A 23,387-nucleotide genomic window follows, 5' to 3' on the forward strand; every position below is an offset into this window, starting at 1 on the left:
GACCCATCGCGCAATGCCCTTTCCGTTCAGAAAGCGCCGCCTGGCGCAGAGAGAGCCTGTATGACCGTCACCCTCAAAACGCCCGAGGATATCGCCAAAATGCGTATCGCCGGCAAACTGGCCGCCGATGTGCTGGAAATGATTGCCGAACATGTCAAGCCGGGCGTTACCACCGATCAATTGAACCAGATCTGCCACGACTACATCGTCAATGAGCAGAAAGCCATCCCTGCCCCGCTCAACTACAAGGGCTATCCAAAGTCGATCTGCACGTCGATCAACCATGTGGTCTGCCACGGCATCCCGAACGACAAGCCGCTGAAAGACGGCGATACCCTGAACATCGACGTCACCGTCATCAAGGACGGCTACCACGGCGACACCAGCCGCATGTTCCACGTCGGCAGCGTGCCGGTCTGGGCCGAGCGCCTGTCCCAGGTGACCCAGGAATGCATGTACAAGGCGATTGAAATCGTCAAACCCGGCTGCCGCCTGGGCGACATCGGCGAAATCATCCAGAAGCATGCTGAAAAGAACGGATTCTCGGTGGTTCGCGAATTCTGCGGTCACGGTATCGGCAAGGTGTTCCACGAAGAGCCGCAGATCCTGCACTACGGCCGCGCCGGCACCGGCATGGAACTCAAGGCCGGCATGACCTTCACCATCGAGCCGATGATCAACCAGGGCAAAGCCGACACCAAGGTTCTGGGCGACGGCTGGACCGCGATCACCAAGGACCGCAAGCTCTCGGCACAGTGGGAACACACCCTGCTGGTGACCGAAACCGGTTACGAGATCTTCACCCTGCGCAGCGATGACACCATCCCTCGCGTTTCGGCCTGATCTCGCCAGCGTATTTCGCCTATAGAAAGGAAAGCCAATCGATGCCGCAGGTGGATCCCGAACTCTTCGACCGTGGCCAGTTCCAGGCTGAACTGGCCCTGAAGGCAAGCCCGATCGCGGCCTTCAAGAAGGCGATCCGCCAGGCCCGCGAAGTGCTCGACGCACGCTTTCGCAATGGCCGGGACATTCGCCGGCTGATCGAGGATCGCGCCTGGTTCGTCGACAACATCCTGCAAAAGGCCTGGGAGCAGTTCAGCTGGAGCGAGGACGCCGACATCGCGCTGGTCGCGGTCGGTGGCTACGGCCGCGGTGAATTGCACCCTTATTCCGACATCGATTTGCTGATCCTGCTGGACAGCGCGGACCACGAAGTTTTCCGCGATTCCATCGAGCGCTTCCTGACACTGTTGTGGGACATCGGCCTGGAGGTCGGTCAGAGCGTGCGCTCGGTCGAAGAGTGCGCCGTCGAGGCCCGCGCCGACCTGACGGTCGTCACCAACCTGATGGAAAGCCGCACCATCGCCGGCCCCGAGCGTTTGCGCCAGCGCATGCTGGACGTCACCAGCACCGGGCACATGTGGCCGAGCAAGGACTTCTTCCTGGCCAAGCGTGCCGAACAAAAGGCTCGCCACCACAAGTACAACGACACCGAATACAACCTGGAACCCAACGTCAAGGGCTCGCCCGGCGGCCTGCGGGATATCCAGACGATTCTGTGGGTGGCCCGTCGCGAGTACGGCACCCTGAACCTGCGGGCACTGGCCGGCGAAGGTTTCCTGGTCGAAAGTGAAAACGCCCTGCTGGCCTCTTCCCAGGAATTCCTGTGGAAAGTTCGTTATGCCCTGCACATGCTCGCCGGTCGCGCCGAAGACCGCCTGCTGCTCGATCACCAGCGCACCATCGCCGGGCTGCTGGGCTTCAAAGGCGACGACGCCAAGCAAGCCATCGAAAATTTCATGCAGCAGTATTATCGGGTGGTGATGAGCATCGCCCAGCTCAGCGACCTGATCATCCAGCACTTCGAGGAAGTCATCCTCGCACCGGAAGACGAAGCCCCCCCGCAGCCGATCAACTCGCGCTTCCAGCTGCATGATGGCTATATCGAAGCACGCAACCACAACGTTTTCCGCCGCACGCCGTTCGCCATGCTGGAAATTTTCGTATTGATGGCCCAGCAGCCGGAAATCAAGGGTGTGCGCGCGGACACCATTCGTATGCTGCGGGAAAGCCGTCACCTGATCGACGACGACTTCCGCAACGATATTCGCAACACCAGCCTGTTTATCGAGCTGTTCAAGTGCAAGATCGGCATCCACCGCAACCTGCGACGGATGAACCGCTACGGCATCCTGGGTCGTTATCTGCCCGAATTCGGCTTTATCGTCGGGCAGATGCAGCATGACCTGTTCCACATCTATACGGTCGATGCCCATACCCTGAACCTGATCAAGCACCTGCGTAAGTTGCAGTACACCCAGGTGTCGGAAAAATTCCCGCTGGCCAGCAAGCTCATGGGCAAGCTGCCCAAACCCGAGCTGATCTACATGGCCGGCCTGTACCACGACATCGGCAAAGGCCGGCATGGCGACCACTCGGACATCGGCGCGGTCGACGCCGAGGCGTTTTGCCAGCGCCATCAGCTGCCAGTGTGGGACAGCCGCCTGATCGTGTGGCTGGTGCAAAACCATCTGGTGATGTCGACCACCGCCCAGCGCAAGGACCTGTCCGACCCGCAGGTGATCCACGACTTCGCACAGATCGTCGGCGACGAAACCCGCCTTGACTACCTGTATGTGCTGACCGTCGCCGACATCAACGCCACCAACCCGACACTGTGGAATTCCTGGCGCGCCAGCCTGCTGCGCCAGCTCTACACCGAAACCAAGCGCGCCCTGCGTCGTGGCCTGGAGAATCCGGTGGATCGCGAAGAGCAGATCCGCCAGACCCAGAGCGCCGCCCTGGACATTCTGGTACGCGGCGGCACCGACCCGGACGATGTCGAGCAGCTGTGGGCGCAGTTGGGTGATGACTATTTCCTGCGCCATACCGCCGGCGATGTGGCCTGGCACAGCGACGCGATCCTCCAGCAACCGGCCGATGGCGGGCCACTGGTACTGATCAAGGAGACCACCCAGCGCGAGTTCGAAGGCGGGACCCAGATTTTCATCTACGCCCCCGACCAGCACGACTTCTTCGCCGTGACCGTGGCCGCGATGGACCAGCTCAACCTGAACATCCATGACGCCCGGGTCATCACCTCCAGCAGCCAGTTCACCCTCGACACCTACATCGTGCTCGACACCGACGGCGACTCGATCGGCGACAACCCGGCACGGGTCAAACAGATCCGCGACGGCCTGACCGAGGCCCTGCGCAACCCGGACGACTACCCGACCATCATCCAGCGCCGGGTACCGCGCCAGCTCAAGCATTTCGCCTTTGCACCACAGGTGACGATCCACAACGACGCCCAGCGGCCGGTGACGGTGCTGGAGCTCACGGCACCCGACCGCCCGGGCCTGCTGGCACGGATCGGCACGATTTTCCTGGAGTTCGACCTGTCGCTGCAAAACGCCAAGATCGCCACCCTCGGCGAGCGCGTGGAAGACGTGTTCTTCATCACCGACGCCCACAATCAGCCGCTGTCCGACCCGATGCTGTGCAGCCGCCTGCAGGATGCGATCGTCGAACAACTGAGCGTCAACCAGGAACCCGATATCAAACTGTCGCGCATCAGCATTTGAATTAACAGATCCCCCCTGTGGGAATGCGCTTGTGTGGCGAGGGGGCTTGCCCCCGTTGGGCCGCGAAGCGGACCTAAAACCTGCAACCGCGGTGTATCAGGTACACCGCACACGATGGTTTTACGACTGCTTTGCAGCCGAACGGGGGCAAGCCCCCTCGCCACACTGATCGGCTCCCACATTGAATGAGGCCCTCATGAACAACGCTCTGTCCCAGCTCCAGCCTTACCCGTTCGAAAAGCTCCGCGCCTTGCTCGGCAGCGTCACGCCCAACCCGGACAAGCGCCCTATTGCGCTGTCCATTGGCGAGCCTAAACACCGCTCGCCGAGCTTCGTCGCCGAAGCGCTGGCCAGCAATCTCGATCAGATGGCCGTATACCCGACCACCCTCGGCATCCCGGCCCTGCGCGAAGCCATCGCCGCCTGGTGCGAACGTCGCTTCGATGTCCCCAAAGGCTGGATCGACCCGGCGCGCAATGTGCTGCCGGTCAACGGCACCCGCGAAGCGCTGTTCGCCTTCACCCAGACCGTGGTCAATCGTGGCGACGATGCGCTGGTGGTCAGCCCGAACCCGTTCTATCAGATCTACGAAGGCGCTGCGTTCCTCGCCGGGGCCAAGCCGCATTACCTGCCGTGCCTGGACGAAAACGGTTTCAACCCGGATTTCGATGCCGTTTCGCCGGACATCTGGAAACGCTGCCAGATCCTGTTCCTGTGCTCGCCAGGCAACCCGACCGGCGCACTGATTCCGGTTGAAACCCTGAAAAAGCTGATCGCCCTGGCCGATGAGCACGACTTCGTGATTGCCGCGGACGAGTGCTACAGCGAACTCTACTTCGACGAACAAACGCCGCCGCCAGGCCTGCTCAGCGCCTGCGCAGAACTGGGCCGCAAGGACTTCAAGCGCTGCGTGGTGTTCCACAGCCTGTCCAAGCGTTCGAACCTGCCAGGCCTGCGTTCGGGTTTTGTCGCCGGTGACGCCGACATTCTCAAAGGCTTCCTGCTTTACCGCACCTACCACGGCTGCGCGATGCCGGTTCAAACCCAACTGGCCAGCGTTGCTGCATGGAATGACGAAGTGCATGTGCGCGCCAACCGTGCGTTGTATCGCGAGAAGTTCGATGCGGTACTGGAAATCCTCAGCCCGGTGCTGGACGTACAGCGCCCGGATGGCAGTTTCTACCTGTGGCCGAATGTGGCCGGTGACGACGCAGCGTTCTGCCGCGACCTGTTCGAGCAGGAGCACGTGACCGTGGTGCCGGGTTCTTACCTGTCGCGGGATGTCGATGGCGTCAATCCAGGCGCCGGGCGCGTGCGCATGGCGCTGGTTGCGCCGTTGGCAGAGTGTGTCGAGGCTGCCGAACGCATTCGCGACTTCATCCAGCGCCGCAAGTAACACCCCCGCTTTGTAGGAGCTGCCGCAGGCTGCGATCTTTTGATTTTCAAGATCAAAAGATCGCAGCCTGCGGCAGCTCCTACAAGGGTCAGCGGTTATTTCACCTGGCCCAGTTTCGCCTCACTCAGATCCAGCTCCCCCAACACCTCACGCAACACGTCATCGCCAATCTGGTGCTGACGACTGAGCCTGTACAGCTCCAGGCGCTGCGTCCGCAGCGCCTTCAAGCGCAAGCGCCGTTCCAGCAAGTCCATCTGAAAGGCCAGGGCCTGGGCTTCGGCTGAATCGTTGAACACCTCCAACTGGTGTCGGTACTCGGACATGATCCGCGCCTTGAGTTCGGCCGCCAGCGCGGACTGGGCGGCGTCCTGCGGGTTCACCTCTTCTGTCTCAAGCGCATGAATGGCCGCTTCGGCGGTCTTGCGCCAGGCGTCGCGCACTTCGTTGCGGCGCTTGTCGTCCGGGCTGGCTTCGATGCCGCGCAACAACAGTGGCAGCGCGATGCAGGCCGCAATCAACGACAGCAGAATCACCCCGGCGGCGATGAATATCAGCAGATCGCGCTCGGGAAACGCACTGTCCCCCATGAGCATCGGCACCGACATCACACCCGCCAGCGTCACGGCCCCGCGTACGCCGCCGACGGTCAGCAACCAGCAGGAACGCGCGCTCGGCACCCGGGTTATCTCAGCCTTGCCACGCCAGCGCCGCACAAAAATGGACAGCCGCCAGATGCTTTGCACCCAGACGAACCGCAAAACCAGCAGCACCAGGAAAATCGCCACTACGTCCAGCCCGCGATACAACAACGTCGGCCATAGCGAGGTTTCGTGATTGGCCACTGCCTTGATGATGTCCGGCAACTGCAGGCCCAACAGCAGGAAAATCAAGCCGTTAAAGGCGAACTCCAGCAATGACCAGACACTGCGATTGAGCAGGCGCGTGTTGGTCTGGCGCGGCAGCAGATCGAGCCAGCTCTGCATCATCCCCGCCGCCACCGCCGAGAGGATGCCCGACACCTCCATGCGCTCGGCCAGCACGTAGGCCGCAAACGGCAGCAACAACATGAACACCACATGCGTCGCGGGGTCATCCCAGCCGCGCGCGATCATCCACGCCCGCAGACGGCCAACCAGCCAGCTCAAGGCCACCCCGACAGCCAGCCCGCCGACGGCGACCAGCACGAACGTCAGGCTGGCGTTGGCCAGCGAGAACACGCCGGTCACCGCCGCCACCAAGGCAAATTTGAACGTCACCAGGCCCGAGGCGTCGTTCATCAGCGCCTCACCCTGCAAGATATGCATCAATGGCGTGGGCAGCCGATTGCGGGAGATGGCCGACACCGCCACCGCATCCGTCGGCGACAGCACGGCCGCCAGGGCAAACGCCACCGGCAACGGCACACTTGGCAGCAGCCAATGAATGAAATAGCCGGCACCCACCACGGTAAACAACACCAGGCCCACCGCCAGGGTCAGGATCGGTCCGCGCAGGTGCCAGAATTCGCGCTTGGGCATGCGCCAGCCGTCGGAGAACAACAGCGGTGGCAGGAACAGAAACAGGAACAACTCGGGATCCAGGGCCACATGCAGCCCCAGGGTCGGCCATGCAAGCAATGCCCCCGCGGCGATTTGCACCAGCGGCAACGGCAGCGGGATCACCCGTCCGATCAGGCGCGAAACGCCGACCAGCATCAACAGGATCAGGACGGTGTAGGCGGTTTGCATAAAACGTGGTTCCCGGACAATCGACAGCATGGAAGTGCCATATTAGCTGCTTAGACTGCCTGGGGGCCCTTGCACCAATGTCGCACGCCGGAATACCGCCCTACTGTAGAAGCGAGCCTGCTCGCGATGGTCGTTAACGATTACGCCGGCTGCCTGATACCCCGCGGCGCTCTCGGGTTCATCGCGAGCAGGCTCGCTCCTACGAGGGATTTACGGCATGACACCAATACAAACCCGACCACAGCCGCCGCGAAACCGTCCGGCCATGGCATAATCCTCCACCTTTTATTTCCAGCACCTGCAAAGGGGGCAATTCCTTGACCGCTTCAAGCAAAACGTTGCACCTTTTCGGCATCAAAGCCTGCGACACCATGAAAAAGGCGCGCACCTGGCTCGATGAACACGCTGTCAGCTATGACTTTCATGATTACAAAGCGGTCGGTATCGACCGTGAACACCTGACCCAATGGTGCAGCGAGCACGGCTGGGAAGTGGTGTTGAACCGTGCCGGCACGACCTTTCGCAAGCTCGACGACGAACGCAAAGCCGATCTCGACCAGACGAAAGCCATCGAACTGATGCTCGCACAACCCTCGATGATCAAGCGCCCGGTGCTCGATCTCGGTGACCGAACCCTGATTGGCTTCAAGCCAGATATCTACGCGGCCGCGCTCAAGTAAGCAGCCCGTTCAATTTTGTTAGAGGTATTCACATGTCCACTACCCTGTTCAGCCTGGCCTTCGGCGTCGGCACTCAAAACCGTCAAGGCGCATGGCTGGAAGTGTTCTACGCCGCCCCGGTTCTCAAGCCAGCGGCTGAAGTCGTCGCCGCTATTGCACCGATCCTGGGCTACACCGAAGGCAATCAGGCCATCGCATTCAGCACCGCCCAGGCCTCGCAACTGGCCGAAGCCCTCAAAGGCGTCGACGCTGCCCAGGCAGCCCTGCTGACCCGTCTGGCCGAGAGCCACAAGCCGCTGGTCGCGACCCTGCTGGCTGAAGACGCCCAGCTGTCGTCCACCCCGGAGGCGTACCTCAAGCTGCACCTGCTGAGCCATCGCCTGGTCAAGCCTCACGGCCTGAACCTGGCCGGGATCTTCCCGCTGCTGCCGAACGTGGCCTGGACCAGCCAGGGCGCTGTCGACCTGAGCGAACTGGCCGAGCTGCAACTTGAAGCCCGCCTCCGTGGCGAGCTGCTGGAAGTGTTCTCGGTGGACAAGTTCCCGAAAATGACCGACTACGTGGTTCCGGCTGGCGTGCGTATCGCTGACGCTGCGCGTCTGCGCCTGGGCGCCTACGTGGGCGAAGGCACCACCGTGATGCACGAAGGTTTCATCAACTTCAACGCCGGCACCGAAGGCCCGGGCATGATCGAAGGCCGCGTATCCGCCGGCGTATTCGTCGGCAAGGGTTCGGACCTGGGCGGCGGCTGCTCGACCATGGGCACCCTGTCGGGCGGCGGCAACATCGTGATCAAGGTCGGCGAAGGCTGCCTGATCGGCGCCAACGCCGGTATCGGTATCCCGTTGGGCGACCGCAACACCGTCGAGTCGGGCCTGTACGTGACCGCCGGTACCAAGGTCGCGCTGTTGGACGAGAACAATCAACTGGTCAAAGTGGTCAAGGCCCGTGAACTGGCCGGCCAGCCGGACCTGCTGTTCCGTCGCAATTCGGAAACCGGTGCCGTGGAATGCAAAACCCACAAATCGGCCATCGAGTTGAACGAAGCGCTGCACGCTCACAACTAAGCATCACACGATGACCCTGTAGGAGCTGCCGAAGGCTGCGATCTTTTGATCTTGTTTTTTAAATCAAAGTCAAAAGATCGCAGCCTTCGGCAGCTCCTACAACGTCAGGCGTTCCCCCCGCCCATGTAAACCAGGGCTGAACAACATGATGATTCTCTCTCCCTGGCGCGCCGATTTTCCGGCCATCGCCGCCCTGCAGCGGCAAGGCCAGACCTATCTGGACAACGCCGCCACCACGCAAAAACCTCAAGCCCTGCTGGACGCCCTGGCGCACTACTACGCCAACGGCGCGGCCAACGTGCATCGGGCGCAACACTTGCCCGGCGCCCACGCCACCCAGGCGTTCGAGGACAGCCGTCGCAAAGCCGCGCAATGGCTCAATGCCGGCGATTGCGGGCAGATCATCTTTACCCACGGCGCGACGTCCGCGCTGAATCTCCTGGCTTATGGCCTGGAACATCTTTTCAATCCGGGCGACGAAATTGTCATCAGCGCCCTGGAGCATCACGCCAACCTTTTGCCGTGGCAGCAACTGGCGCACCGTCGCGAGCTGAAGCTGGTGATCCTGCCGCTGGACGCCGACGGCGTGATCGACCTTGAAGCCGCCGCCGGTTTGATCGGCCCGCGCACGCGTCTGTTGGCCGTCAGTCAACTGTCCAACGTGATTGGCGCATGGCAACCGCTGGCTCAATTGCTGGCACTGGCCAAGGCGCACAACGCCCTGACCGTGATCGATGGCGCCCAGGGCGTGGTCCATGGCCGCCACGACGTGCAAGCATTGGGCTGCGATTTTTATGTGTTCTCCAGCCACAAGCTCTACGGTCCCGATGGCCTGGGCGTGCTGTTCGGACGCACTACCGCGCTGCAACAGCTGCGTCCCTGGCAGTTCGGCGGTGAAATGGTGCTCGATGCCAATTATCACGACGCCCGCTTTCGCCCGGCCCCCCTGGGCTTCGAGGCCGGGACGCCGCCGATTGCCAGTGTGATCGGCCTGGGAGCGACCCTGGATTACCTCGCCGGGCTCGATCAGGACGCTGTGTCCGCCCATGAAACGGCGCTGCATGCCTGTCTGCTCAAGGGTCTGGAGGCACGTCACGGCATCCGCTTGCTGGGCAAGCCGCAAGTGGCACTGGCCAGTTTTACCGTCGAGGGTGTACATAACGCCGACCTGGCGCATTTGCTGACTGAGCAAGGGATTGCGGTGCGCGCTGGCCATCACTGCGCCATGCCGCTGTTCAAACGCTTTGAACTGGCGGGGGCGATTCGGGTGTCGTTGGCGCTGTACAACGACTCCGAAGACCTGGAACGGTTTTTTCAAGCCCTGGATCAGGCGCTGGAGCTGCTGCGATGAACCTGCCTGCCGATGCCGTGACCGCACTCGATACCTTTGGCAAAGCCGCCGGCTGGGAACAACGCGCACGCCTGCTGATGCAATGGGGCGAGCGCCTGCCTGCCTTGAGCGACGCGCAAATGTGCGACGCCAACCGGGTGCACGGTTGTGAAAGCCAGGTGTGGCTGGTGGGCGAATTGCGCGACGGCCATTGGCAGTTCAGCGCCAACAGCGATGCGCGGTTGATTCGCGGGTTGGTGGCGTTGCTGCTGGCGCGGGTCAACGGCTTGTCGGCGGCTGAATTGCAGCAGGTGGATTTGCCGGACTGGTTCAATCAGTTGGGATTGGGGCGGCAATTGTCCGAATCCCGCAGCAATGGCTTGAATGCGGTGCTGCAGCGGATGCGCGAGCTGGCCGCCTGATCACCCACAAACACCCTGTAGGAGCTGCCGCAGGCTGCAATCTTTTGACTTTGCCGTTTTAAAAACAAGGTCAAAAGATCGCAGCCTGCGGCAGCTCCTACAGATGTCGAGCTCAGGCTTGGGGCTTGATGCGTTCCGCCGGGCGCCGCACACCGGCCACGATCTTGTCCACAGCCTTGGTCGCCGCGACCATGCCGAAGGTCGCTGTCACCATCATCACCGCGCCAAACCCGCCGGCACAGTCGAGCTTCACGCCATCACCGACAAAACTCTTCTGCAGGCAAATGCTGCCGTCCGGTTTCGGATAACGCAGCTGCTCGGTGGAAAACACGCACGGCACGCTGTAATGGCGGGTCACGGTGCGTGAGAAACCGTAGTCGCGGCGCAGCGTAGAGCGCACTTTCGAAGCTAATGGGTCATTGAATGTGCGGTTCAGGTCGCAGACCTGAATCAAGGTCGGGTCGATCTGCCCTCCCGCACCGCCGGTCGTGATGATCTGGATCTTGCGACGCTTGCACCAGGCGATCAGCGCAGCCTTGGCGTTGACGCTGTCGATGCAGTCGATCACGCAGTCGATGTTCGGCGTGATGTACTCGGCCATGGTGTCGCGGGTGACGAAGTCCGGCACCGCGTGCACCGTGCAGTCCGGGTTGATCCCGCGCAGACGCTCGGCCATCACCTCGACCTTGGGTTTGCCGACGGTACTGTCCAGCGCGTGCAACTGACGGTTGGCGTTGCTGACGCAGACGTCGTCCAGATCGAACAGCGAAATCTCGCCCACGCCACAACGGGCCATGGCTTCCGCCGCCCAGGAACCGACACCACCAACGCCGACAATCGCCACATGGGCTGCGCGCAGGCGCTCAAGGCCTTCGATGCCATACAAACGGGCAATGCCGGCAAAACGCGGATCTTCAGTACTCATGACCATTACCCCAAAAACCGGCGGGCATTATATGGCGATATGAAGACAAAATCAGTTACAGGAAAAATAGAAAGAACTTTAACGAAATCAAATTGCCCAACGTCCGGCAATTCCCTGTCCGCTGTAGGACTAGAGAATGCCCGGTATAGGATGCGCGCCCCTTGGCGACGGCCAACCGTTCCTCCGTTCCACAGTCTTTGGAACCCGAAATAGCTATGTCATCGCGTAAATTTGGACTCAACCTGGTCGTGGTGCTCGCCATCGCAGCCTTGTTTACCGGCTTCTGGGCGCTGATCAACCGTCCGGTCACCGCCCCCAACTGGCCTGAACAGATCTCCGGCTTCTCCTACTCGCCATTCCAGCAGGGCCAGTTCCCGCAGAAAGACCAGTACCCGACCGACGATCAAATGCGTCGCGACCTGGAGATCATGAGCAAGCTGACGGACAACATCCGCATTTACTCGGTCGACGGCACCCTGCAAGACATCCCGAAACTGGCGGAAGAGTTCGGCTTGCGGGTGACACTGGGGATCTGGATCAGCCCGGACCAGGAACGCAACGAACGGGAAATCACCCGCGCCATCGAAATCGCCAATTCCTCGCGCAGCGTGGTTCGTGTGGTGGTGGGCAACGAAGCGATCTTCCGCAAGGAAATCACCGCCGCCGAACTGAGCGTGATGCTCGATCGCGTGCGCGCCGCGGTGAAGGTACCAGTGACCACGTCCGAACAATGGCACGTCTGGGAAGAACACCCGGAACTGGCCAAGCACGTCGACCTGATCGCCGCGCACGTCCTGCCTTACTGGGAATTCATTCCAGTGGACAAGGCCCAGCAGTTCGTCCTCGACCGCGCCCGCGACCTGAAAAAGATGTTCCCGAAAAAGCCGCTGCTGCTGTCCGAAGTGGGCTGGCCGAGCAACGGCCGCATGCGCGGTGGCGCCGATGCCTCACCGGCAGACCAGGCGATCTACCTGCGAACCCTGGTAAACAAGCTCAATCGCCAGGGCTTCAACTACTTCGTGATCGAAGCCTTTGACCAGCCGTGGAAAGCCAGTGACGAAGGTTCCGTAGGCGCCTACTGGGGCGTGTTCAACGCCGCGCGCCAGCAGAAGTTCAACTTCGAAGGCCCGGTGGTGGCGATTCCGCAGTGGCGCGTACTGGCCGTTGGTTCGGTGGTATTGGCACTGTTGTCGCTGACCCTGCTGATGATCGACGGCTCGGCCCTGCGCCAGCGTGGTCGCACCTTCCTGACCTTCATTGCGTTCCTCTGTGGTTCGGTGCTGGTGTGGATCGGTTACGACTACAGCCTGCAATACAGCACCTGGTTCAGCCTGACGGTGGGTTTCCTGCTCGCCCTCGGTGCGCTCGGGGTGTTCATCGTGCTGCTGACCGAAGCCCATGAACTGGCCGAAGCGGTGTGGGTGCACAAGCGCCGCCGCGAGTTCCTGCCGGTGGAAGGCGATTCCGGCTACCGCCCGAAAGTGTCGATTCACGTGCCCTGCTACAACGAGCCGCCGGAGATGGTCAAACAGACCCTCAACGCCTTGGCCAACCTCGACTATCCGGATTTCGAAGTCCTGATCATCGACAACAACACCAAGGAACCGGCGGTCTGGGAACCGGTGCGCGATTATTGCGAAACCCTCGGCCCGCGCTTCAAGTTCTTCCACGTGGCACCGCTGGCCGGCTTCAAGGGCGGCGCGCTGAACTACCTGATTCCGCACACCGCCAAGGACGCCGAAGTGATTGCCGTGATCGACTCGGACTACTGCGTCGACCGCAACTGGCTCAAGCACATGGTGCCGCACTTCGCCGACCCGAAAATCGCCGTGGTGCAGTCGCCGCAGGATTACCGCGACCAGAACGAAAGCACGTTCAAGAAGCTCTGCTACGCGGAATACAAAGGCTTCTTCCATATCGGCATGGTCACCCGCAACGACCGCGACGCGATCATCCAGCACGGCACCATGACCATGACCCGCCGCTCGGTGCTCGAAGAACTGGGCTGGGCCGACTGGTGTATCTGTGAAGACGCCGAGCTGGGCCTGCGCGTATTCGAGAAAGGCCTGTCGGCGGCGTACTACCACACCAGCTACGGCAAAGGCCTGATGCCCGATACCTTCATCGACTTCAAGAAACAGCGTTTCCGCTGGGCCTACGGAGCGATTCAGATCATCAAGCGCCACACCGCCAGCCTGCTGCGCGGCAAGGACACCGAGCTGACCCGCGGCCAGCGCTACCACTTCCTCGCAGGCTGGTTGCCGTGGGTGGCGGACGGCATGAACATCTTCTTCACCGTCGGTGCGCTGTTGTGGTCGGCGGCAATGATCATCGTGCCGCAACGGGTCGATCCACCGCTGCTGATCTTCGCAATCCCGCCGTTGGCGCTGTTCGTGTTCAAGGTGGCCAAGATCATCTTCCTCTACCGTCGTGCGGTCGGGGTCAATTTGAAGGATGCCTTCTGCGCGGCGCTGGCCGGTCTGGCGTTGTCTCACACCATCGCCAAAGCGGTGCTGTACGGCTTCTTCACCAGCAGCATTCCGTTCTTCCGCACGCCGAAAAACGCCGACAACCATGGTTTCTGGGTAGCGATTTCCGAAGCGCGCGAAGAGTTGTTCATCATGCTGCTGTTGTGGAGCGCGGCGCTGGGGATTTATCTGGTCAACGGCATGCCGAGCAATGACATGCGCTTCTGGGTCACCATGCTGTTGGTGCAGTCGCTGCCGTATCTGGCGGCGCTGATCATGGCGTTCCTGTCGTCGCTGCCGAAACCGGCCGCCGAGCCTGAAACGGCACCTGTCGTCTAAATATCCGTGGATACACTAAACGGCGGCCAATGGTCGCCGTTTTGCTTTAAGATAACCGCCATTTTGCGGGGCTTGGCGGAGTACGGTTTGCCAGCCGACCCAATACCTGTGGGAGCGAGCTTGCTCGCGATTACGGTGTAACAATCAATGTTTATGTTGACTGACACACCGCTATCGCGAGCAAGCTCGCTCCCACAGTAGCCCATGCCCAATTTCAAGTTTTCCGGAGTTTTCCATGACGGCCCACGCCGACCTTTCGCCGACCCTTCAACTCGCCATCGACCTGATCCGCCGTCCGTCCGTGACACCGATCGACGCCGATTGCCAGAAGCAGATGATGCAGCGCCTGGGCGATGCCGGTTTCACCCTGGAACCGATGCGCATCGAAGATGTGGATAACTTCTGGGCCACCCACGGCCAGGACGACGGTCCGGTGCTGTGCTTCGCCGGCCACACCGACGTGGTCCCGACCGGCCCGGTGACCGCCTGGCAGATCGAACCGTTCAACGCGCTGATCGACGAACACGGCATGCTCTGCGGCCGTGGCGCCGCCGACATGAAAGGCAGCCTCGCCGCCATGACCGTCGCGTCCGAGCGTTTTGTCGCCGACTACCCGAACCACAAGGGCAAAGTCGCGTTCCTGATCACCAGCGATGAAGAAGGCCCGGCGCACCACGGCACCAAGGCAGTGATCGAACGCCTCGCCGCGCGCAAGGAGCGCCTGGACTGGTGCATCGTCGGCGAACCGTCGAGCACCACCCTGGTGGGTGACGTGGTCAAGAACGGCCGTCGCGGCTCCCTCGGCGCCAAGCTGACCGTACGCGGCGTGCAAGGTCACGTGGCTTACCCGCACCTGGCGAAGAACCCGATCCACCTCGCCGCTCCGGCCCTCGCAGAACTGGCCGCCGAGCATTGGGACCACGGCAACGATTTCTTCCCGCCGACCAGTTTCCAGATCTCCAACGTCAACTCCGGTACCGGTGCGACCAACGTGATCCCGGGTGACCTGGTGGCGGTGTTCAACTTCCGTTTCTCCACCGAGTCCACGGTCGAGGGCCTGCAAAAGCGCGTCGCCGACATCCTCGACAAGCATGGCCTGGACTGGCACGTCGACTGGGCCTTGTCCGGTCTGCCGTTCCTCACCGAGCCAGGCGCGCTGTTGGACGCGGTGTCGTCGAGCATCAAGGACATCACCGGGCGCGACACCAAGGCGTCCACCAGCGGCGGCACTTCCGACGGGCGCTTCATCGCGACCATGGGCACGCAGGTGGTTGAGCTGGGCCCGGTCAACGCGACCATCCACCAGGTCAACGAGCGCGTGCTGGCAGCCGACCTCGATGTGCTGACCGAAATCTACTACCAGACCCTGATCAAGTTGCTCGCCTGATGCTTGCCTGCCCTATCTGCAGCTCACCGCTCAACGCGGTGGACAACGGTGTGGTCTGCCCCGCCGGGCACCGGTTCGACCGTGCGCGCCAGGGTTACCTGAACCTGCTGCCGGTGCAGCACAAGAACAGCCGCGACCCCGGGGATAACCAGGCGATGGTCGAAGCCCGCCGTGACTTCCTGAATGCCGGGCACTATGCGCCGGTGGCCAGGCGTCTGGCGGAGCTGGCAGCCAGCTATGCGCCGCAGCGCTGGCTGGACATCGGTTGTGGCGAGGGCTACTACACCGCGCAGATCGCCGAGGCGCTGCCGGATGCCGAAGGTTATGCTCTGGACATCTCCCGCGAAGCGGTCAAACGCGCCTGCAAACGCAACCCGCAGCTCACCTGGTTGATCGCCAGCATGGCGCGGGTGCCGTTGGCTTCCGGCAGTTGCCAGTTCCTCGCCAGCGTCTTCAGCCCGCTGGACTGGGAAGAAGCCAAACGTCTGCTCAGCGTCGGCGGCGGCCTGATGAAAGTCGGGCCGACCAGCGGCCACCTGATGGAATTGCGCGAGCGGCTGTACGATGAAGTCCGCGAGTACATCGACGACAAGCACCTGGACCTGGTGCCGGAAGGCATGGCGCTGGCGCACAGCGAAACCCTGGAATTCAAGCTGGCGCTCCACAGTGGTCAGGACCGGGCGAACCTGCTGGCCATGACGCCCCACGGCTGGCGCGCCAGTGCCGAACGCCGTGCTGCCGTTATCGAGCAGGCCGAGCCGTTCGAGGTCACCGTGTCGATGCGCTACGATTATTTCGTTCTTCAATAACTTCAAACATTTTTGGTCTTGGGCAACGGCTCAAGGCCGGCTAAATCCGCGAATGGATTTTTCAGACCCGCAGTGAGGACATCCATGCGCCAGCCCGATATCGAGATTTACCTGAAAGACGCCGACGTCGATCACAAAGCCATTGCCGCCTGGCTCGGCGCGGCACTTGGCCCGTGTTCGGATTGGGTGCAGAAGGGCCAGACCTACAAGTGCAAGGCCGGCAACGTGCCGGTGACCTGGCTGCCAAAAGCGGTCGGCAAGTGGAACAGCCTGTACCTGGAAAGCGACCAGACCCCATGGGACGACGACATCGCCTGCGCTCGCGCCGCGTTTGCCGCGCTGAACGTCGAAGTGCGTTGCGCGCCGGGAACCTGGGTCGAGGAAGAAGGTGAAGAGACCGCGGACCGCTGGATTCGCATCAGCGCCGATGGTGAAGAAGAGATCACCTGGAAAACCGCTTAAAAGCAAAAAGATCGCAGCCTGCGGCAGCTCCTACAGGGTCATGTGTACACCTGTAGGAGCTGCCGCAGGCTGCGATCTTTTGATCTTGAAGGTTACAGCCCCACAACATCCTCAGCCTGCAGCCCCTTCTGCCCTTCGACCACCGCATACTCAACCTGCTGACCTTCGGTCAGTGAACGGTGCCCCTCACCGCGAATCGTGCGGTAGTGCACGAACACGTCCACCCCATCATCGCGCTGAATGAAGCCGTAGCCCTTGGCGTCGTTGAACCACTTCACTTTGCCGGTTTCGCGTGTTGCCATTTGTTCATACTCCCTTTTTATTATTGATCGGGCTTTTCGCAGGAAAGCCTCGGGAACGTCAGCCTGCGCATACCGGTCCCATAAGGGCAACGGCGACAGAGCGCCGAGTATATGACAGACGCTAAAACTCTCAACAAGAGTTTACTTACGCGCTTTTTTGCCGATTTTCGACGAATCCGGCACACTATCGCCCTCCCAAGCAAACGCTTGGTTTCATTCACTCACGCAGAAGCCGTATGACCCGTTCCCCGTTCCGCCGTCTTGTGTTTGGCACCCTGCGCCGACTGCTGTACCTCTGGGTTCGCTCGGAGACGATCAACCAGTCGTCGTTCACCCTCAACCTCGACCGCAGTCGTCCGGTGTTCTACGTCCTGCAAAACCCTTCGCTGACAGACCTTGCCGTGGTCGACACCGAATGCAGCAAGGCCGGCCTGCCGCGCCCGGTGCTGCCAGTATCGGTGGGCAACCTGCTGGAACCGGCCGCGTTCTTCTACCTGACTCCCGATCCTGACTGGCTCGGCCGCCAGGACAAGCGCGGCGCCCCGCCGACACTGACCCGCCTGGTCAGCGCCCTGAGCCAGAACGCCGCCGAAGACGCGCAAATCATTCCGGTCAGCGTGTTCTGGGGCCAGTCGCCGGATAGCGAAAACAGCCCATGGAAACTCCTGTTCGCCGATAGCTGGGCAGTGACCGGGCGCCTGCGTCGCTTGCTGAGCGTCATCGTGCTGGGACGCAAGACCCGCGTGCAGTTCTCCGCTCCGATCCACCTGCGCGAACTGATCGAGCACAACAAGGGCCACGAGCGCACCGTGCGCATGGCCCAGCGCATCCTGCGGGTGCACTTTCGCAACCTGAAGGCGGCGGTGATCGGCCCGGACATTTCCCACCGTCGCAACCTGGTCAAGGGTCTGCTGAACCAGCCGCAGGTCAGACAAGCGATCCTCGACGAAGCCGAACGCGAGAACATTTCACCGGAAAAAGCCAAGGCCCAGGCCCTGCGCTATGGCAACGAAATCGCCTCGGACTACACCTACACGGCCATCCGTTTTATGGAAGTGGTGCTGAGCTGGTTCTGGAACAAGATCTACGACGGGATCAAGGTCAACCACATCGAAGGCGTGCAGAAGGTCGCCCAGGGTCACGAAGTGATCTACGTACCCTGTCACCGCAGCCATATCGATTATCTGCTGTTGTCCTACCTGCTGTTCCGCAACGGCCTGACCCCGCCGCACATCGCCGCCGGGATCAACCTGAACATGCCGGTGATCGGCGGCCTGCTGCGTCGTGGCGGCGCGTTCTTCATGCGCCGGACGTTCAAGGGCAACCCGCTGTACACCTCGGTGTTCAACGAATACCTGCACACCCTGTTCACCAAGGGCTTCCCGGTGGAGTATTTCGTCGAGGGTGGCCGTTCGCGCACCGGGCGCATGCTGCAACCGAAAACCGGGATGCTGGCGATCACCCTGCGCAGCTTCCTGCGCTCATCGCGCATGCCCATCGTCTTCGTGCCGGTGTACATCGGCTACGAGCGCGTACTCGAAGGCCGGACCTACCTCGGCGAGTTGCGCGGTGCGGCCAAGAAGAAAGAATCGATCTTCGACATCTTCAAAGTCATCGGCGCACTCAAGCAGCGCTTCGGCCAGGTAGCGGTGAACTTCGGCGAGCCGATCAAACTCGCGGAATTCCTCGACAGCGAACAGCCGGACTGGCGCCAACAGGAACTCGGTCCGCAGTTCAGACCGGCCTGGCTCAGTGAAACCACCAACCGCCTCGGCGAGAAGGTCGCCCGGCATCTGAACGAAGCGGCAGCGATCAACCCGGTCAACCTCGTCGCCCTGGCGCTGCTGTCCACCAGCCGCCTGGCCCTGGACGACCGCGCCATGGCACGGGTGCTCGACCTGTATCTGGCGCTGCTGCGCAAGGTGCCGTACTCGCCGCACACCACCCTGCCGGACGGTGACGGCCGGGCGTTGATCGAGCACGTGAAGGACATGGACCTGCTGTCCGAGCAGAGCGATGCCCTGGGCAAGATTCTGTATCTGGACGAACAGAACGCCGTCCTGATGACCTACTACCGCAACAACGTATTGCACATCTTCGCCCTGCCGGCGCTGCTCGCGAGCTTCTTCCAGAGCGCGTCACGCATGAACCGCGAACAGATCCTGCGCTACACCCGCGCGCTGTACCCGTACCTGCAAGCGGAGTTGTTCATTCGCTGGTCGCTGGACGAACTGGATGCGGTGATCGACCAATGGCTGGAGGCCTTCGTCGAGCAAGGCCTGCTGCGTTTCGAGAACGATGTGTACCTGCGCCCGGCGCCAAGCTCGCGACATTTCGTGCTGCTGACGCTGCTGTCGAAAAGCATCGCCCAGACCCTGCAGCGCTTCTACATGACCGTGTCCCTGCTGCTCAACAGCGGCCAGAACAGCATCAGCGCCGAAGAGCTGGAAGACCTGTGCACGGTCATGGCCCAGCGCCTGTCGATCCTGCATGGCCTGAACGCCCCGGAATTCTTCGACAAGAGCCTGTTCCGCCACTTCATCCAGACCCTGCTCGACCTTGACGTGCTCAAGCGCGATGAAGCGGGCAAGCTGAGCTATCACGAACTGCTCGGTGAACTGGCCGAAGGCGCGGCCAAGCGCGTATTGCCGGCGGAGATTCGTTTGTCGATCCGCCAGGTGGCGCTGCATCGCAGTGAAGATGCGGCGGATCAAGCGGTCCCAGCGCCACAGGCCTGATGCAGAACCTGTGGGAGCGGGCTTGCTCGCGAAAGCGGTGTGAAATGCAACATCTCTGTTGTCTGATACACCGACTTCGCGAGCAAGCCCGCTCCCACATTTCTACAGGCGCCAGGCTGCTTCTGGCGCCTTCGATACGGAGATCTCCGATGAAAAAACTCTCTATCCTGGCAATGAGCACCCTGCTCGGTGCATGCCAGTCGATTCAACCTGCGGCGAAAACCAGCCTCGACGGTGAAGTCTTCTACCTGCAACGCAGCGCCCTGCCGCCCACCGCCACCCTGAGCGTCAGCTTGCAGGATGTGTCGCTCGCCGACGCACCGGCCGTGGTCCTCGACGAACAGAAAGGCCAGGTCAAAGGCCAAGTGCCGCTACCGTTCCATCTGAGTTACGATCCGGCACAGGTCAAACCGGGTCATCGTTACTCAGTCAGCGCGCGTATCGAAGTCGACGGTAAGCTGATGTTCATTACCACCGAAAATCACGCTGTACGCCTGGACGGCACCGATCCACAACCGCTGAAGGTCCGCGTTGACGCGGCCCGCTAAATACCTTTGAAAAAGGAAGTTGCCATGCTCCGCCCTACCCTCCGCTTTGCCGGCCTGTGCGCAGGTTTGATGATCTCTGCCAGCGCCCTGGCGCTGTCCCTTAGCGACCTGTCGCAGAAAGACGCCACTGGCGGGCTCAAGGACGCGCTGACCCAAGGCGCGCAACTGGCCGTAAAACAGCTAGGTACCCCGGGTGGGTTCAGCAACAACCCGGAGGTGAAAATCGAACTGCCGGGCAAACTGGGCAAGGTCGCCAGCAAAATGAAACAGTTCGGCATGGGTGACCAGGTCGATGAACTGGAAGCCAGCATGAACAAGGCGGCCGAAACCGCCGTGACCCAGGCCCAGCCAATCCTCGTCGATGCCGTGAAGAAAATGACCGTGGAAGACGCCAAGGGCATCCTCAGCGGCGGCAACGACTCGGCCACCCAATACCTGAACAAGACCAGCCGCGAGCAGATCCGCGCCAAGTTCCTGCCGATCGTCAAGCAAGCCACCGACAAGGTGGGCCTGGCCCAGCAGTACAACTCGTTCGCCGGGCAAGCGGCGACCATGGGCGTAGTGGATGCGAAAAACGCCAACGTCGAAAACTACGTCACCGAGCAGGCGTTGAACGGCTTGTTCGAAATGATCGGCAAACAGGAAGAAACCATCCGCCAGAATCCGGCGGCGGCGGCGACCAGTTTGGCGAAGAAGGTGTTCGGTACGCTCTAAGCCACAACAAAAACCCTGTGGGAGTGGGCCTGCCCGCTCCCACATTGGTTCAGGTCACGGAGGCAGGTCGTAGAAAAAACACCCATTCCTGCCCCATCTTCCGTTTCTCAAATAACTTCAACTCGACCAGCCCATTCAATGTGGCTGATGCCGTGTTGTAAGAGCACCCCAGGTTTTCCTTCACATTGACCGCAGTAAATTCCTTGGCCATTCCGCTCTTGGCCACTTGAAACACGGCCCGCTGATTCTCCGTGAGTTGCTCGAGAAAACCACTTTCCCGCAACCATCGATCAAAGCACTCGGCATCAACCAGACTTTTCCGATACGCCTCGGTAAAACTGCCCACGGCACGCAGCACCACCGAACACTGGAAATCGATGAAATACGTCAGATCCAGATCATCCGCCTCGGTATCCAGGTATGAGCGCCCGTACTTCACCGGTGCATTGCGTAACAAGACGCTGATCGCGATGTAGCGGAACGCCGAGAAGTCATTCTTGAACATGAACCAGTAAAACAGCGCCCGCGCGACCCGACCGTTGCCGTCACGAAAAGGATGCTCATAACCCAAGGCAAAATGCAGAGCGATGCCTTTGATCAAAGGATGAAGGTAATCCGCTTGATGGAGGTTGTTATGGGAATGGTTGATCCATTGCGCCAGCGCCTGCAAACGCAACCCAATGCCTGCTGCGGGCGGTGGTGTATGAACGGTGTTGCCCTCGCCATCCTGCACCACGACATCATCACGGCTTCTGAACACCCCCGGCGAATACTGCGAATCATCGATGCCCTCGACGCCAACGCGGTGCATCGCCGCGATCAACTCCACGCTCAGAGGCTCGTAGCGCTGCTCCCAGGCGAAGTTCATCATCTTGAAATTACCGATGACCATTCGCTCGTCCGGCGTACGCGGCAGGCGATGACGCTTGAGCATGTCCTTGGCCACTCGTGTCGTGGTTGCCGCGCCTTCGAGCTGGCTGCTACTGATGGCTTCATCTTCAATCAGGTCATTGAGCAAATAGCTGAAGTGCGCACGCTCGCCGATCTGGCTGGTCATGTACTCCAGCACGGCCGTAGTGGTTTGCCGGTCTACCGCGGAAATAGCCTTTTGCGCCAGCGGCGTCAGCACGAATTGCAGCCACCGCACCGGATCACCCAATGGCAAAAGACTCGAATACTGCGCCGTCCGGGCTTTCTTGACCAAGGCCCAGCACAAACTGGGATCCAGACCCGGCGCCCAGCGATAGCGCAACGCATCGAATGGCAGATAACGCCCCTGATCGTCCAGGGGCTTGAGCAGAGCCAAGTAATCCGAGAGGCGTTCCTTGTGAGGCGACTGCCCTAGCCGATCAAACACCGGGTCGGTCCGTCCCCGCAACTTGGGTGGATTCTTCATACGCACTGTCTCAAACATTCAAAAAACCGGGGTTTGAGTACAACACCTGGGCTCATGAGCCTCAATATCAGACGGGTCCGAGATAAATGTAGGAATAATGAAGGCCCGCTGATGGGTACAGGTTCAGCGGGCTTCTTCCTATTGCTATTGCTGCTGATCCAACTGATCGAGGACGCGATTCACTGATAGTTGCGCCAGGACAATCATCTGCTGAATGCCGAGTGCCAGATTGCAGGTTGGGCCGGTCAGGATGGACGACAGTTCGGTTGCCATTACATTGGCTGAAGCGAGGGTTTCGTAGGCATGGACCAGCAAGGTTTCGGAGTCGACGCCTGGGTGGATAGTGAAAATTGGGCAGGGGCGGTTTGAAGTTCTCGTTTGTTTCTCGGATTCAGAGGCAGAGTAATCAGGACTGTCTTTGATCATTGCGAAGCTCCCAAAGTAGGCGCCTAACGACTATTCGCGGGCTTGCAGTCCCGGTCGCTGAATTGGCAGCGACGGAGAAAGGCTAGAGATCGTGCTTCTGACGGGCAAGCTGAAAGTCTTGTGGGAATGGTCTGAATGGTTGGCTTTGGCGGTAAACGTTGTTGACTGTTGGGCAGCCATCGCGAGCAAGCTCGCTCCCACAGTTGGGCCGGGGACACCTGAAAGAAATTGGTTGGCTGGCAGGACGCCTTCGCGGGCAAGCCCGCTCCCACAATTTGACCGAGTACATCTGAAAGAAATTGGTCGGCTGTCAGGCCGCCTTCGCGAGCAGGCTCGCTCCCACAGAAGAGCAAAGGCAGATCGGCGTACACAGACGCTTCTCACCACTCATCAGGCCGAGCGTTAGCTCGCCTGCAGCTTTTGATCTACCCGCCCCCTCGGCAGGCTGAGTGGAGGCGTTCATCCGGGGGTGGGCGCGCAGCGCCGTTCGGCGAAGCCGAACACATCGAGAGGAGGTCGAAGCGAAGCCGACCGGAGGCGATGCCCCCGGATGAATGCCGGAGCGAAGGAACCCCGAGCCTCAGCGAGGGGCCGTACGTAAGGGGCGAGACCTTTGGTTACTTTGGGCTGGGCCGGCACTCCGGCGTTTGCCAAAGTGACCCGC

19 protein-coding genes are annotated in these 23,387 nt (G+C 61.1%); 14 read left to right on the forward strand and 5 right to left on the reverse strand.

Translation table 11 applies throughout. The annotated features are described in order from the left end of the window. Window positions 1-60 precede the first annotated feature (60 nt). From map to dapC, 3 genes are all read left to right on the forward strand, one after another. Window positions 61-843 (forward strand): type I methionyl aminopeptidase, encoded by a 783-nt coding sequence (map, locus tag AC3WJW_RS18205; protein WP_007978392.1) that lies wholly within the window; start codon window positions 61-63, stop codon window positions 841-843. A 41-nt stretch (window positions 844-884) separates the two neighbouring features. Further along, window positions 885-3,587 (forward strand): [protein-PII] uridylyltransferase, encoded by a 2,703-nt coding sequence (locus tag AC3WJW_RS18210; protein WP_493726876.1) that lies wholly within the window; start codon window positions 885-887, stop codon window positions 3,585-3,587. A gap of 196 nt (window positions 3,588-3,783) precedes the next feature. Beyond that, window positions 3,784-4,983 (forward strand): succinyldiaminopimelate transaminase, encoded by a 1,200-nt coding sequence (gene dapC, locus AC3WJW_RS18215; RefSeq protein ID WP_102699383.1) that lies wholly within the window; start codon window positions 3,784-3,786, stop codon window positions 4,981-4,983. A 95-nt stretch (window positions 4,984-5,078) separates the two neighbouring features. On the opposite strand, the gene AC3WJW_RS18220 is transcribed toward dapC, so the two are convergent. Then, window positions 5,079-6,710 carry a Na+/H+ antiporter gene (locus tag AC3WJW_RS18220; protein ID WP_493726877.1) on the reverse strand — a complete coding sequence of 544 codons (1,632 nt, stop codon included), beginning with the start codon at window positions 6,708-6,710 and terminating at the stop codon, window positions 5,079-5,081. A 317-nt stretch (window positions 6,711-7,027) separates the two neighbouring features. On the opposite strand from AC3WJW_RS18220, the gene AC3WJW_RS18225 reads away from it, so the two are divergent. From AC3WJW_RS18225 to AC3WJW_RS18240, 4 genes are all read left to right on the forward strand, one after another. Further along, window positions 7,028-7,390: an ArsC family reductase gene (locus AC3WJW_RS18225; protein ID WP_095965033.1), complete on the forward strand. Its 363-nt coding sequence runs from the start codon at window positions 7,028-7,030 to the stop codon at window positions 7,388-7,390. 32 nt (window positions 7,391-7,422) lie between these two features. Further along, entirely contained in the window at window positions 7,423-8,457 is a 1,035-nt protein-coding gene (gene dapD, locus AC3WJW_RS18230; RefSeq protein ID WP_493726878.1) for a 2,3,4,5-tetrahydropyridine-2,6-dicarboxylate N-succinyltransferase, read from the forward strand. A 145-nt stretch (window positions 8,458-8,602) separates the two neighbouring features. Next, window positions 8,603-9,808 (forward strand): aminotransferase class V-fold PLP-dependent enzyme, encoded by a 1,206-nt coding sequence (locus tag AC3WJW_RS18235; protein WP_493726879.1) that lies wholly within the window; start codon window positions 8,603-8,605, stop codon window positions 9,806-9,808. Then, the gene (locus tag AC3WJW_RS18240) at window positions 9,805-10,209 is read left to right on the forward strand and encodes a SufE family protein (protein ID WP_493726880.1); all 405 of its coding nucleotides are present in this window, start codon (window positions 9,805-9,807) and stop codon (window positions 10,207-10,209) included. The genes AC3WJW_RS18235 and AC3WJW_RS18240 overlap by 4 nt, the downstream gene beginning before the upstream one ends. A gap of 112 nt (window positions 10,210-10,321) precedes the next feature. On the opposite strand, the gene tcdA is transcribed toward AC3WJW_RS18240, so the two are convergent. Continuing rightward, on the reverse strand, window positions 10,322-11,140 hold the full coding sequence (gene tcdA / locus AC3WJW_RS18245) for a tRNA cyclic N6-threonylcarbamoyladenosine(37) synthase TcdA (RefSeq protein WP_218476567.1): 819 nt from the start codon (window positions 11,138-11,140) through the stop codon (window positions 10,322-10,324). Window positions 11,141-11,349: 209 nt separating this feature from the next. Between tcdA and AC3WJW_RS18250 the strand changes: the two genes are divergently transcribed. The 4 genes from AC3WJW_RS18250 to AC3WJW_RS18265 all read left to right on the forward strand — a co-directional run bounded on the left by AC3WJW_RS18250 (window position 11,350) and on the right by AC3WJW_RS18265 (window position 16,599). Beyond that, on the forward strand, window positions 11,350-13,941 hold the full coding sequence (locus tag AC3WJW_RS18250; RefSeq protein WP_493726881.1) for a glycosyltransferase: 2,592 nt from the start codon (window positions 11,350-11,352) through the stop codon (window positions 13,939-13,941). A gap of 235 nt (window positions 13,942-14,176) precedes the next feature. Next, window positions 14,177-15,328, forward strand: a complete 1,152-nt coding sequence (gene dapE, locus AC3WJW_RS18255) for a succinyl-diaminopimelate desuccinylase (protein WP_493726882.1) — start codon at window positions 14,177-14,179, stop codon at window positions 15,326-15,328. Then, entirely contained in the window at window positions 15,328-16,137 is an 810-nt protein-coding gene (locus AC3WJW_RS18260) for a putative RNA methyltransferase (protein ID WP_493726883.1), read from the forward strand. Before dapE ends, AC3WJW_RS18260 begins: the two co-directional genes overlap by 1 nt. An 84-nt stretch (window positions 16,138-16,221) precedes the next feature. After that, complete coding sequence (locus AC3WJW_RS18265) at window positions 16,222-16,599, forward strand: hypothetical protein (protein ID WP_007978418.1); 378 nt, start codon at window positions 16,222-16,224, stop codon at window positions 16,597-16,599. Window positions 16,600-16,691: 92 nt separating this feature from the next. Here the strand turns inward: AC3WJW_RS18265 and AC3WJW_RS18270 are convergent, their stop codons facing one another. After that, window positions 16,692-16,901: a cold-shock protein gene (locus AC3WJW_RS18270; protein WP_493726884.1), complete on the reverse strand. Its 210-nt coding sequence runs from the start codon at window positions 16,899-16,901 to the stop codon at window positions 16,692-16,694. Between the two features lie 236 nt (window positions 16,902-17,137). Here AC3WJW_RS18270 and plsB point away from each other — a divergent pair, with 236 nt between their 5' ends. The 3 genes from plsB to AC3WJW_RS18285 all read left to right on the forward strand — a co-directional run bounded on the left by plsB (window position 17,138) and on the right by AC3WJW_RS18285 (window position 20,901). Then, entirely contained in the window at window positions 17,138-19,639 is a 2,502-nt protein-coding gene (gene plsB, locus AC3WJW_RS18275) for a glycerol-3-phosphate 1-O-acyltransferase PlsB (RefSeq protein WP_493726885.1), read from the forward strand. Window positions 19,640-19,788: 149 nt separating this feature from the next. Then, the gene (locus AC3WJW_RS18280) at window positions 19,789-20,187 is read left to right on the forward strand and encodes a YbaY family lipoprotein (protein WP_007990311.1); all 399 of its coding nucleotides are present in this window, start codon (window positions 19,789-19,791) and stop codon (window positions 20,185-20,187) included. Window positions 20,188-20,211: 24 nt separating this feature from the next. After that, window positions 20,212-20,901: a DUF4197 domain-containing protein gene (locus AC3WJW_RS18285; RefSeq protein WP_204930197.1), complete on the forward strand. Its 690-nt coding sequence runs from the start codon at window positions 20,212-20,214 to the stop codon at window positions 20,899-20,901. Between the two features lie 49 nt (window positions 20,902-20,950). Here the strand turns inward: AC3WJW_RS18285 and AC3WJW_RS18290 are convergent, their stop codons facing one another. Beyond that, a complete protein-coding gene (locus AC3WJW_RS18290; protein ID WP_493726886.1) occupies window positions 20,951-22,297 on the reverse strand; it encodes a Fic family protein in 1,347 nt (448 codons plus the stop codon). A gap of 144 nt (window positions 22,298-22,441) precedes the next feature. Continuing rightward, entirely contained in the window at window positions 22,442-22,723 is a 282-nt protein-coding gene (locus tag AC3WJW_RS18295) for a DUF6124 family protein (protein WP_493726887.1), read from the reverse strand. Window positions 22,724-23,387: the final 664 nt, after the last annotated feature.

This window comes from Pseudomonas sp. GW821-FHT07G06, from assembly GCF_058986625.1.

What these genes read in the sequence shown, in the direction of transcription:
- AC3WJW_RS18265 (WP_007978418.1), top strand. Translation starts at nt 16,222, where the DNA reads ATGCGCCAGCCCGATATCGAGATTTACCTGAAAGACGCCGACGTCGAT.
- AC3WJW_RS18220 (WP_493726877.1), bottom strand. Translation starts at nt 6,710, where the DNA reads ATGCAAACCGCCTACACCGTCCTGATCCTGTTGATGCTGGTCGGCGTT.
- AC3WJW_RS18260 (WP_493726883.1), top strand. Translation starts at nt 15,328, where the DNA reads ATGCTTGCCTGCCCTATCTGCAGCTCACCGCTCAACGCGGTGGACAAC.
- AC3WJW_RS18285 (WP_204930197.1), top strand. Translation starts at nt 20,212, where the DNA reads ATGCTCCGCCCTACCCTCCGCTTTGCCGGCCTGTGCGCAGGTTTGATG.
- plsB (WP_493726885.1), top strand. Translation starts at nt 17,138, where the DNA reads ATGACCCGTTCCCCGTTCCGCCGTCTTGTGTTTGGCACCCTGCGCCGA.
- map (WP_007978392.1), top strand. Translation starts at nt 61, where the DNA reads ATGACCGTCACCCTCAAAACGCCCGAGGATATCGCCAAAATGCGTATC.
- dapE (WP_493726882.1), top strand. Translation starts at nt 14,177, where the DNA reads ATGACGGCCCACGCCGACCTTTCGCCGACCCTTCAACTCGCCATCGAC.
- AC3WJW_RS18235 (WP_493726879.1), top strand. Translation starts at nt 8,603, where the DNA reads ATGATGATTCTCTCTCCCTGGCGCGCCGATTTTCCGGCCATCGCCGCC.
- AC3WJW_RS18280 (WP_007990311.1), top strand. Translation starts at nt 19,789, where the DNA reads ATGAAAAAACTCTCTATCCTGGCAATGAGCACCCTGCTCGGTGCATGC.
- AC3WJW_RS18250 (WP_493726881.1), top strand. Translation starts at nt 11,350, where the DNA reads ATGTCATCGCGTAAATTTGGACTCAACCTGGTCGTGGTGCTCGCCATC.
- AC3WJW_RS18270 (WP_493726884.1), bottom strand. Translation starts at nt 16,901, where the DNA reads ATGGCAACACGCGAAACCGGCAAAGTGAAGTGGTTCAACGACGCCAAG.
- AC3WJW_RS18290 (WP_493726886.1), bottom strand. Translation starts at nt 22,297, where the DNA reads ATGAAGAATCCACCCAAGTTGCGGGGACGGACCGACCCGGTGTTTGAT.
- dapC (WP_102699383.1), top strand. Translation starts at nt 3,784, where the DNA reads ATGAACAACGCTCTGTCCCAGCTCCAGCCTTACCCGTTCGAAAAGCTC.
- AC3WJW_RS18240 (WP_493726880.1), top strand. Translation starts at nt 9,805, where the DNA reads ATGAACCTGCCTGCCGATGCCGTGACCGCACTCGATACCTTTGGCAAA.
- AC3WJW_RS18210 (WP_493726876.1), top strand. Translation starts at nt 885, where the DNA reads ATGCCGCAGGTGGATCCCGAACTCTTCGACCGTGGCCAGTTCCAGGCT.
- tcdA (WP_218476567.1), bottom strand. Translation starts at nt 11,140, where the DNA reads ATGGTCATGAGTACTGAAGATCCGCGTTTTGCCGGCATTGCCCGTTTG.
- AC3WJW_RS18295 (WP_493726887.1), bottom strand. Translation starts at nt 22,723, where the DNA reads ATGATCAAAGACAGTCCTGATTACTCTGCCTCTGAATCCGAGAAACAA.
- dapD (WP_493726878.1), top strand. Translation starts at nt 7,423, where the DNA reads ATGTCCACTACCCTGTTCAGCCTGGCCTTCGGCGTCGGCACTCAAAAC.